This window comes from Marisediminitalea sp., assembly GCF_984433645.1.
Genome location: NZ_CFIDRX010000143.1, coordinates 1 through 11,027 on the forward strand (window position 1 = coordinate 1; position 11,027 = coordinate 11,027).

General features: G+C 49.5%; 9 protein-coding genes. 6 read left to right on the forward strand and 3 right to left on the reverse strand.

Features of this window, described 5'->3' with window-relative positions; all coding sequences use genetic code 11:
* The first annotated feature begins 109 nt into the window (after nucleotides 1-109).
* Nucleotides 110-589, forward strand: a complete 480-nt coding sequence (locus AC4MRN_RS15735; RefSeq protein WP_073318893.1) for a hypothetical protein — start codon at nucleotides 110-112, stop codon at nucleotides 587-589.
* Between the two features lie 8 nt (nucleotides 590-597).
* A complete protein-coding gene (gene rimI / locus AC4MRN_RS15740) occupies nucleotides 598-1,050 on the forward strand; it encodes a ribosomal protein S18-alanine N-acetyltransferase (protein ID WP_491203807.1) in 453 nt (150 codons plus the stop codon).
* On the opposite strand, the gene AC4MRN_RS15745 is transcribed toward rimI, so the two are convergent.
* The 3 genes from AC4MRN_RS15745 to AC4MRN_RS15755 all read right to left on the reverse strand — a co-directional run bounded on the left by AC4MRN_RS15745 (nucleotide 1,030) and on the right by AC4MRN_RS15755 (nucleotide 5,664).
* The gene (locus AC4MRN_RS15745; RefSeq protein ID WP_491203808.1) at nucleotides 1,030-1,761 is read right to left on the reverse strand and encodes a glycosyltransferase family 25 protein; all 732 of its coding nucleotides are present in this window, start codon (nucleotides 1,759-1,761) and stop codon (nucleotides 1,030-1,032) included. The two genes, rimI and AC4MRN_RS15745, sit on opposite strands and share 21 nt — an antisense overlap.
* Before the next feature lie 136 nt (nucleotides 1,762-1,897).
* Nucleotides 1,898-3,235: an OmpP1/FadL family transporter gene (locus AC4MRN_RS15750; RefSeq protein ID WP_491203809.1), complete on the reverse strand. Its 1,338-nt coding sequence runs from the start codon at nucleotides 3,233-3,235 to the stop codon at nucleotides 1,898-1,900.
* Nucleotides 3,236-3,384: 149 nt separating this feature from the next.
* The gene (locus AC4MRN_RS15755; RefSeq protein ID WP_491203810.1) at nucleotides 3,385-5,664 is read right to left on the reverse strand and encodes a CHRD domain-containing protein; all 2,280 of its coding nucleotides are present in this window, start codon (nucleotides 5,662-5,664) and stop codon (nucleotides 3,385-3,387) included.
* 311 nt (nucleotides 5,665-5,975) lie between these two features.
* On the opposite strand from AC4MRN_RS15755, the gene prfC reads away from it, so the two are divergent.
* From prfC to prfB, 4 genes are all read left to right on the forward strand, one after another.
* Entirely contained in the window at nucleotides 5,976-7,559 is a 1,584-nt protein-coding gene (prfC, locus tag AC4MRN_RS15760) for a peptide chain release factor 3 (RefSeq protein ID WP_255054096.1), read from the forward strand.
* A gap of 8 nt (nucleotides 7,560-7,567) precedes the next feature.
* Nucleotides 7,568-9,301, forward strand: coding sequence for an arginine--tRNA ligase (gene argS / locus AC4MRN_RS15765; protein WP_491203811.1), 1,734 nt, complete (start codon nucleotides 7,568-7,570; stop codon nucleotides 9,299-9,301).
* Between the two features lie 62 nt (nucleotides 9,302-9,363).
* Complete coding sequence (locus AC4MRN_RS15770) at nucleotides 9,364-9,939, forward strand: NADPH-dependent FMN reductase (RefSeq protein WP_491203812.1); 576 nt, start codon at nucleotides 9,364-9,366, stop codon at nucleotides 9,937-9,939.
* A 97-nt stretch (nucleotides 9,940-10,036) separates the two neighbouring features.
* Nucleotides 10,037-11,027 (forward strand): peptide chain release factor 2 gene (gene prfB, locus AC4MRN_RS15775; RefSeq protein WP_491203813.1). Its coding sequence is split into 2 segments (ribosomal slippage), with 990 coding nucleotides annotated over them: nucleotides 10,037-10,111 and nucleotides 10,113-11,027; the frame shifts between segments, so codons are not numbered across the junction. This gene is flagged as partial in the annotation.

Sequence of the window (11,027 nt, forward strand, 5' to 3'; positions counted from 1 at the left end):
AGCGGTCTCCAAAACCGATGGTTGGGGGTTCGAGTCCCTCCACCCCTGCCACTTCTCTCTTTAATCTGATACACTTTTCCTACTTCGTTTTTTCCATCAGGTGTCGTAAATGACGACAGGATTGTCTGATTATCAAATTGCTGTATTGCAAGCCATGAATATTCCGGTATTCCAACGCCAGGATGCACAAAAGGTAACGCAGTCAGCAGAACAGGTTGCCAGCCCGGTACCTGCTGATAAGCCCAAACGCACACCCGTTTCAAAGTCTGATGCACAATCTCGTCTGGCCAGTCTCAAAGCAGCCATGTCGTCAGAGGGTAAAGCCGATAAAAATCAAACTACCGCCGCTGTTTCTGTAACCAATTCAGCACCTGCAAAGCAGCCGGTTGGCGAACAGTTCAGCGCATTTACTGATGATGTCTCTAACGCCTTAGCATCTCTCAAACTTAATGAGAAAGCAGCCGTCTGGATAGGTAAAGAACTAAGCGTAAACCAACAAGAGTTGGTACTACCTGCCCAACCTGACAAACTAACAGCAGAGCACAAACGTGCGTTATGGCAAGCGTTGGTTGCGCTGTCAGCAAGCTGAACCCTGTTATGACATTACTCCCTCTGTTAGCGGCCGATGCAGAGCAAGCCCACGCCATACACACCGCTGTTCAATACAAGCCATGGTCGAGAAAAACCTTTGAAGATTGCCTGACCCAGCCCTATGAAGGTTGGATGATTAAGCGCCAGGGCAGGGTACTGGGCTTTTGTATTTTGCTGTACGTACTGGATGAAGTAACGCTAATGGAAATTGCCGTTGCACCTGAAGCGCAAGGCCAAGGGCTGGGTAAGGCAATGCTTAATGCTACGTTAGCGCACTGTAAAGCAAAGGGTATGCACACCTGCTGGTTAGAAGTGCGCGCATCCAATCAGCGCGCGATCCAGCTATATACCAGCCACGGGTTTCAGGTAATAGAAACCCGCAAGGGCTATTATCCGACAGCATCGGGTCGTGAAGATGCCATTGTAATGATGTGTGAGTTAGCCGGGCAGTCTGCCTGACACTTTGCGTCGCTCCAAAAACATCCTGATGCGGTATTTTAAGTTACGCAGTGCTGAGCTGTGATTATTGTGCTGGCCTTTATTAATGCGAATAATGTCACTTTCGAAGCGTTGATCAACACTGATTTTATACGGTTTGATACCGAGGACGTTGAGAGACAATTCAGAATGGAATTGAATGTCTACATCAACCGGCCGAAAGAAAGGCTTCCGTTTGAGTAGCTTGCGGGCACCCTCCAGGGTAATGGCATACCCTTGCGTACCGTTGGGCACTTCTTTGTAGTTTCCTAATGTAAATTCATTATCCAGCTGCTTGCTTTCAAAGAACGGTGTTGGACGCCCGTCGTACAGTTTTATCATATCCCAGTTGGTATCCAGCGACTGAATTACATCGAGGACCTGCGGAAAGGCGTTATCAATCGTCAGGTCATCTTCCAGCACAATGCAGCACGGAATGTTTTCATTGACGATTTTCTGCCAAATCCGATAGTGGCTAACATAACAGCCAATTTCGCCATTTGTTAAATTGCGATGATGTCGCTTTGCATTGGCGGCAGAGTCATACCATGATTGCTTTTCCTGAACGCTGAGCGCACTCCCCAAGGTAGCTGAAAATCGGGTGCTACTAAGGCCTAGCTCAGCCACCTGTTTGCTCAGGCTTTCCCATCGCTTAATGCTGTCATCTAAATTTATTATTATTATTGGAATCAAAATTTAAACCATTGGATTTTAGAAAGAGATTGAGTTGCTGTCGTTATTGTTAAGAAAATTACAACAACTCTCACACCGAATAGTAAATAGTTACGACCTCCAAGGCAACATAACGTGATTAATTAAGACTGTTGGTTTAAAAATCCATACTGGCGAATAACACAAATGATCGTTTCGATGCCGGTTTTACATCAAACGAGTCATTTTCAGGGTAAAGCGACAGACCCGTTACGGCTTCAACATACCGCACATCAGCATAGCGTACTTGCCCACTGCCATGTTTCGCATACATGCCGATTGTCAGCGGGTAACTCATGATATGCGTCTCAAATGCCACACTGACGCCGGTTGTATCAATGGCTTCTTCGCGCTGGAATGGTTGGGTCAGGTCAATCACACTGTTGCTGTTATCGGTGAATACACCGAAGGTGACTGCCGAAGTGTTGCTAACCGGAATTTTTACGCCCAAGGCGTAGTTGGTCACTTGTTTTAATTCCCGGTTTAGTGGCACGCTGTCGGTGGTTTTGTTGGCTAAATCTACTTTAGTGAAATAGTTAACCTGCCCGGTAATCAGCCAGCCATTACTTTCATAGGCAGCACCGGCAGACAATTTAAGCGGTTGCTTTTGGTCTTTGTCGGTGTTGATTTCATCGCGGAAGGTGGTGTTTGGGGAACCGGTGAGTAAGGTCACCATCGGCGCCACTATGACACTGTTTGAACGATAGCTTCGATTTAATGATGCCGTATAGGTAGCAGAAGCACCCAGGCGCCAACCGTTTTCTTTGTAGAGCACACTGAGCTGAGGAGAAATAAAAAACTGCTTTTCCGTAATACGTCGCCGCGCATCAAACCCGGTATAAATCTCCCCCAAGGGGGAATCTATTACAATAGCCGCACCTGATGACTGATTAAGTACTGTCTCGGCATATTGTAGGTTCAAACCAAAGCCAAGTGAAAACGTTGAATTTATTTTATAGGCAGCAACACCACCTAAGCGGTAGGCCGCATTGTCGAAATCGTAAACGACCGATTCTGTTACCTGCTGCTGTGCACTTACGTCCGAAGCGGGGAGAGTATAGTCGGAGCGACTGTCGACACGTTCCTGAGAAAAGTCGGTGACGGTAAAGTAGCTGCCAATGTGCCAGTTTTCCAGTTCTGTGCTGATCCCCAGAAAACCGGGCACAACCGCAAATGAGGCGCGCTCAAAATCGTCGCCGTTTGAATAAACTTGCTCGAAGCGCGTGCGTTCGAATGCCATGGTGTTTACAGAGGCTGATTTGGCTCCCGACTGAAAGCTGAGACCTGCAGGGTTGTAATACATTGCAGACTGGTCATCAGCTACTGCGATAAAAGCGCCTCCATAACCGATGGCACGGCCGCCGACTAACAAATTACCGTAGTGGTATTGATCGGCCATCAGGGAGGGAGAAATTGCGAATAAGCACGACAGCATTCCGGTTTTAAGTCGGTTCATGTAGCCACTCCTTTGCGAGTTTTATTGTTATTTATTGTATGTTTTCTATACGTTACGCACACAGCCTGTGAATCGCAAGATGTAACCTGTGCATTTGCGGAAATAAAAAAGAGGTGCGTAAAGCACCTCTTGTAGAAAGTTAATTGTGATTACTGGATTTGCCCTCGAAGCTCACCGGCAGTGTAAGCTGGTGTGTGAACATTCACATAATGTCCGCCTGAGGCCAGTACCGCAAAGATGGCCGCGTCTAGCATTGCACCACTCGGCGCCATCCAACGATTTACATCGCTGGCGTCTTGTTCAAGTGCCAACAGGACCGGGCCATCTACACCGACTGCACCGGTATGAATATGCGCAGCCGTAGCATCTGCCACGCCACTGGTAACCACTTGCAGTTCAAGACTGTAATCGTCGGTGTTGACCAACGCATAGCCGCTGCCCGTTGCAGTTGTTGTCACTGCGTGAGTTTCCTGTTCACCGCTCAGCCCGAACGCTACCATTACGTAATTGTCGGTAAGGATTTGACCGCGTAATTCGCCGCTCGTATTGGCTGGCGTATGTACATTGACATAGTGTCCACCTGAAGCCAGTACCGCAAAGATCTCAGCCGTTAGCATTGTGCCTTCCGCTGTCATCCACATGCCCGGATCGTCCATAGATTGTTCAAGGGCAGCCAGCACGTCACCGTTCATGCCGATACGACCAGTGTGAATGTGAGCAGCCGTTGCGTCATCAACGCCTTCGGTGTGCACAACAAGATCTAATGCGTAGGTCATTGTATTAACTAATGCATAGCCATTGCCTGACGCCATAGTCGTTACAGCTGGCACTTCCTGAGCGCCGCTCAGTCCAAAGGTCGCAATAACATATTCAGGCGTTACGATCTGACCACGGATTTCACCACCCGGGAATGCTGGCGTATGCACGTTCACATAATGGCCGCCTGAGGCCAACACTGCCAGAATATCAGCGTTAATCGCTGTATCCGCCGGTGTCATCCACATGCCTGGATCGCTCATTGACTGTTCCAATCCCACCAGAACATCACCGTTCATGCCAATACCACCGGTGTGAATATGGGCAGCTGTTGCATCGTCTACGCCAGTGGTATGAACAACGAGCTCTAAATCAAATGTCGACGTGTTCACAACGGCATAACCATTGCCCATCGCAGATGTCGAGGCTACGGGTACTTGTTGATCGCCGTTAAGTTCGAACGTTGCCAAAGCATAATCATTGGTTAGGATCTGGCCTCTTAATTCTCCGCTGCCGTTGGCCGGGGTGTGCACATTCACATAGTGACCGCCTGAAATGAGCACGTCGACAATTGACGCTTCGATGGCGAGATTTTCTGGCGTTACCCATTTGCCCATGTCATCGGCCGACTGTTCAAGCGCGACCAGCACATCACCGTTCATACCCACACGACCAGTATGAATGTGTGCCGCAGTAGCATCGTCTACCCCCTCAGTCACTACCGTAACCTCGACGGCATATGTGGAAGTGTTAATTAGTGCATACCCACTACCATATGCATCGGTATCAACTGCGGGTACTTCTTGAGCGCCACTAAGCGCAAACGTCGCTAATTGATAATCGTCGGTTAGGATTTGACCGCGAATTTCACCGCTTGGCTGGCTAGTGGTATGTACATTGACATAATGGCCGCCTGACGCCAGTACTGCGAAGATATCTTCATCAATCATGGTGCCTTCAGGCGTCATCCACATGGTCATGTCGTCCATTGATTGCTCGAGAGCCACCAACACATCGCCGTTGTTACCAGCGCGACCGGTATGAATATGAGCCGCTGTTGCGTCATCAATGCCGTCGGTATAAACAACTAAATCAAGATCGTAGGTTGCGGTAGATACCAATGCGTAACCATAACCGTCGGCGAGGGTGGAGACGGCCGGTACTTCTTGTTCGCCATCCAGCATGAAGGTTACGATCGCCATGTCATCAGACACTATCTGACCACGGAGTTCACCGTCTGAAAAGGTCTCAGTATGCACGTTTACATACCATTCGCCTCCCAGCAAGTCTTCAATCAGGTCTGCGTCAACACTGGTTTCATCTAGAGTGTAGGTGCCGTCGCCAGCACTTTCAAAACCAAATGCTACATCACCATTTCGGCCAATATCTCCATCATGAATGTGGACCGCCTGTACCCCTTCAACATTGCTCACGTCAACTGAGGCACGAATTAGTCCGAGGGATTCGTCCAGCTCAATGGTGGCGGTGCCCATTTGCATCGACATGTTGGCAGGGACTTGCTGCTTACCACTCAGATCAATATCGAATGTTGCGCTTGCGCTGAAGGTGGGGGCAGGAGGTGGGGTGACCACTTCCTCTTTTTTATCATCGTCATGCATACAAGCAGCGAGGAATGCCGCGCACCCCACGACTGCAAACTTGTGTAACTTCATGGTGTTCTCCAGTGTCGTTTACATTGTTAACAACTATTTAACGCTGGAGATAACCTAAAAGATCATAGGATTTTATAAATTCAAATTTACAAACAATTGAAATTCGTTAATGTGTTGAATTTGTTCAAATTAGCGTTTGGCAATTTTTACGGTTGTGTCTGATAACGAGATCAGAGAGTCACCATACAGTGAAAAACGATTCAGGCGGACTAACCTACCAACACCGGCCAAATACCTATATAATCGCGGCCAATAAATTATTGGAGCAACAGCTTCAATCTGCAGTTCTTTAACCGAAAAGCATTGGATTAATGAGTACAGTTCAACAAGAAATTAGTCGTCGCCGCACGTTTGCGATTATTTCGCACCCCGACGCCGGTAAAACCACCATCACAGAAAAAGTGCTGTTGTACGGAAATGCCCTGCAAACAGCGGGTACCGTGAAAGGCAAAAAGTCAGGTCAGCATGCTAAATCTGACTGGATGGAAATGGAAAAGGAACGTGGGATTTCCGTAACCACCTCGGTGATGCAGTTTCCCTACGCCGATAATCTTGTGAACTTACTCGATACCCCCGGACACGAAGACTTTTCGGAAGACACCTACCGTACACTGACTGCGGTTGATTCCTGTTTAATGGTTATCGACGCGGCAAAAGGGGTAGAGGACCGCACTCGCAAACTAATGGAAGTTACCCGTCTGCGCGATACGCCAATCATTACTTTTATGAACAAGCTTGACCGCGATATCCGTGACCCTATGGAGTTGCTGGATGAAGTGGAAACCGAGCTGAATATTGCCTGTGCCCCTGTTACCTGGCCCATTGGCTGCGGTAAACAATTCAAAGGTGTGTACCATATTCACCGCGATGAAACGATCCTGTATCAGTCTGGCCAAGGCCATACCATCCAGGACGTGCGAATTATCAAAGGATTAGACAACCCGGAGTTAGATGAAGCCGTAGGCAGCGGATTAGCGGCAGAGTTTCGTGATGAGCTTGAGCTGGTGATGGGCGCATCCAATGAATTTGATCAGGAGTTATTCCTGGCCGGTGAAATTACACCGGTATTCTTTGGTACGGCATTGGGTAACTTTGGTGTTGACCATATGCTGGATGGGCTGGTGGCCTGGGCGCCTGAGCCTCAGGGACGCGAAACCGACAGCGGCGCAGTCGAAGCGACTGATCCGAAATTCAGTGGCTTTGTGTTTAAGATCCAGGCCAACATGGACCCGAAACACCGTGACCGCATTGCATTCTGCCGTATTGTGTCAGGCAAGTACGAAAAAGGCATGAAAATGCGCCACACGCGGATTGGCAAGGATGTACGAATTTCCGATGCACTGACGTTCCTTGCTGGCGACCGTGCACTGCTTGAAGAAGCGTACGCAGGCGACATCATTGGTTTGCATAACCACGGCTCAATTCGCATTGGCGATACGTTTTCTTCCGGCGAGGATTACCGTTTTACCGGTATCCCTAACTTCGCGCCTGAATTGTTTAAGCGTATCCGCCTGAAAGATCCTCTTAAACAGAAGCAACTGCAAAAAGGCCTGATTCAGCTATCAGAAGAAGGGGCTGTGCAGGTGTTCCGCCCGTTAATCAATAACGATTTAATAGTGGGCGCAGTGGGTGTACTGCAGTTTGATGTGGTGGTTGCCCGCTTGAAAGCGGAATACAACGTTGACGCGATATATGAGCACGTTAGCGTGGCAACAGCGCGTTGGGTTTACAGCAAAGACGCCAAAAAACTTGACGAATTCCAGCGTAAGGCCGAGCAAAACCTGGCACTGGATGGCGGTGATAACTTGACCTATATCGCCCCGACCATGGTAAACCTGCAGTTAGCGCAGGAGCGTTACCCGGATATTGAATTTACAACAACACGCGAGCACTAATCACCGATATGAATATTCACGCTTTACTAATATCACGCTTTTCCGAGGCATTAACCTCAATGGGTATTTCTGACGCACCAGTACCGGTTGCGCGCAGTGGTCGCCCGGAATTTGGTGAGTATCAGTTCAACGGTGCTATGGCGCTGGCAAAAACGCTGAAGCAAAAACCTCGCGATATCGCACAGCAAATTTTAGAACAGGTAAAACTGGACGACGTTGCCAGCAAGCTGGAAATTGCCGGTCCGGGGTTTATTAACATTCACCTGCGCGATGACTGGTTAGCCGAACAGTGTAATGCTGCACTGGATGACGCGCGGGTAGGCATTCCAGCCCAACAACCGCAAACTGTTGTGGTTGATTACTCTTCGCCCAACCTGGCCAAGGAAATGCACGTTGGCCATTTACGCACAACCATCATTGGTGATGCGGTTGTTAAGCTGTTGGAATTCCTCGGCCACAAGGTGATTCGTCAGAATCACATGGGTGACTGGGGCACGCAGTTTGGCATGTTGCTGGCACACTTAAGCGACAAACTCAGCCACAACGAAGTTGCAGAAACGGCGCTGTCTGACCTGGAAGATTTCTATCGTGAAGCCAAGGTCCGCTTCGACGAAGAAGACGGCTTTGCCGACCGTGCCCGTGAGTACGTTGTAAAACTTCAGGGCGGGGATACACAGTGTCTGGCATTGTGGAAGCAGTTTATTGATGTCTCTATCTCACACAGTGAAGAAGTGTACGACAAGCTGAACGTTAGCCTGACCCGAAAAGACATTATGGGCGAGTCAGCCTATAACGACGATTTAGCCAACGTGGTTGCCGAGTTAAAAGAAAAAGGCATTGCGGTAGAAGATCAGGGCGCACAGGTCGTGTTTATTCCTGAACTGGCCGACAAAGAAGGCAATCCAGCGGTGTACATCGTGCAAAAATCCGGTGGCGGTTACTTGTATGCCACCACGGATTTAGCAGCAATCCGCTATCGTAGCGGTACACTGAACGCCGACAGAACCCTGATTCTGACGGATGCGCGTCAGGCTCTGCACTTCAAGCAAACCGAAATTGTAGGCCGCAAAGCGGGCTTTATGAAGCCAGAGCAAAGCTACGAGCATTGCCCGTTTGGCATGATGCTGGGCAGCGACGGTAAGCCGTTCAAAACCCGTTCTGGCGGCACTGTAAAACTGGTTGAGCTACTGGATGAGGCGGTTGAACGCGCGGCGAAATTACTTGCTCAACGTGATACGGAATTGTCAGAAGATGAACTGAACGCGGTAGCCCGTAAAGTGGGCATCGGTGCGGTGAAATACGCAGACCTGAGTAAAAACCGTACCACCGACTATATGTTCAACTGGGACACCATGTTGAGCTTTGAAGGTAATACGGCACCGTATTTACAGTATGCGTTTACTCGCGTGCAGAGCCTGTTCCGCAAGGCAGGTGTTGCGCCAACACAGCTGTCTCAGGCTATTCATATCGAACACCCTCAGGAACATGCGTTGGCTGTTCAGCTATTACAGTTTGAAGAACAATTGGCTGTAGTTGCCCGTGATGCAACGCCACACGTGCTGTGTAGCTATCTTTACGACTTAGCTAGCCACTTCATGAGTTTCTATGAAGCCTGCCCGATTCTCAAGGACGACGTAGACAGTAACATGCGCCAAAGTCGTTTGGCGTTGTCTGCGCTGGTCGCCAAGCAGCTGAAGCTGGGCTTAGACCTGCTGGGCATCGAAACGCTGGATAAAATGTAGCGGCTCAGAGAAGCCGCATTCTCACCCTATTGACAGATAACAGACCTAGGAAGGCTTATACCATGACTAAGATTCTTGCGTTTTCAGGCAGTACCCGACGACATTCTTACAACCAGGCCGTGGTTGAATGTGCGGCGCAGGCTGCTAAAGATGCCGGTGCGGAAGTAACCGTGATCAACCTGGCTGACTATGCGATGCCGATCTTTAACGAAGATGAAGAGGCAGAGTACGGTATTCCGGAGCGCGCTCAGGCTTTTAAACAGCTTATGATTGAGCACGATGGTATCCTGATTGCCAGTCCGGAATACAACAGCAGCTACCCTGCGGTACTGAAAAACGCCATTGACTGGGCATCTCGTAAAGCGGGTGATGAGCCTGTACTTGCGGCGTATAAGCAAAAAGTGGTTGGCTTAATGGCAGCTTCGCCAGGTGCGCTGGGCGGCATGCGTGTGCTGGTGGTATTGCGCATGCTAATGCAGAACCTGAGCTGTATTGTTGCGCCAGCCCAGGTCGCAGTAGGTAATGTCGCCGACAAGCTTGATGAGTCGGGTGCTATCAGCGACGAGAAAACGAAAAAGCAACTGGCGAATCTGGCGAAACAGGTTGTCGACCTGGCCACTAAGCTGAAAAGCGAATAATCCATAACGCGCGGTACTGACAAACGGCTGTTAAATATCGGCTAAATTCGGTAATATCGCGCGTCTTATCTACAACACCAACGTATTAAGGTTACCCATGTTTGAAGTTAACCCAGTGCAAAATGCGATTCGGGATATCCGGGCGCGTAGTGAAGCGCTTAGGGGGTATCTTTGACTTCGATGTTAAGTCGGAGCGTCTAGAAGAAGTTAACCGCGAGCTGGAAAGTCCGGATGTCTGGAATGAGCCAGAGCGCGCGCAGGCCCTTGGTAAAGAAAAAGTCGCACTAGAACAGGTTGTCGAAACCATTCAGCGACTGGAGCAAGGTGCCGAAGACGTCGAAGGTCTGCTTGAATTAGCCGTAGAAGCCGAAGACGAAGACACCTTCAACGAAGCGAAAAGTGAGCTCGATGAACTGATAGAGCAACTGGAAGTGCTGGAATTCCGCCGCATGTTCGCCGGCCCGAACGACAGCTGCGATTGCTACCTCGACATACAGTCTGGTTCCGGCGGCACTGAAGCGCAGGACTGGGCCAATATGCTGCTCAGAATGTACTTGCGCTGGGGTGAAGAGCACGGCTTTAAAACTGAACTGATTGAAGTGTCAGACGGTGATGTTGCCGGTATTAAGAGTGCAACGATTCGCTTTGAAGGCGAGTATGCCTTTGGCTGGCTACGCACGGAAACCGGCGTGCATCGCCTGGTACGTAAATCGCCCTTTGACTCAGGCAATCGCCGTCATACGTCATTTGCATCGGCATTCGTTTATCCGGAAATCGACGACGATATTGAAATCGAAATCAACCCGGCGGATTTACGCATTGACACCTACCGTGCGTCAGGCGCAGGTGGTCAGCACGTTAACCGGACTGACTCCGCGGTGCGGATCACGCACGTACCTACCAATATCGTAGTGCAGTGCCAGAATGACCGCTCGCAACACAAGAATAAAGATCAGGCAATGAAGCAATTGAAAGCCAAACTCTATGAGTATGAGCTGCAAAAGCAAACTGCCGAAAAACAAGCGATGGAAGACAACAAATCTGATATCGGCTGGGGTAGCCAAATCCGCTCTTACGTACTGGACGAT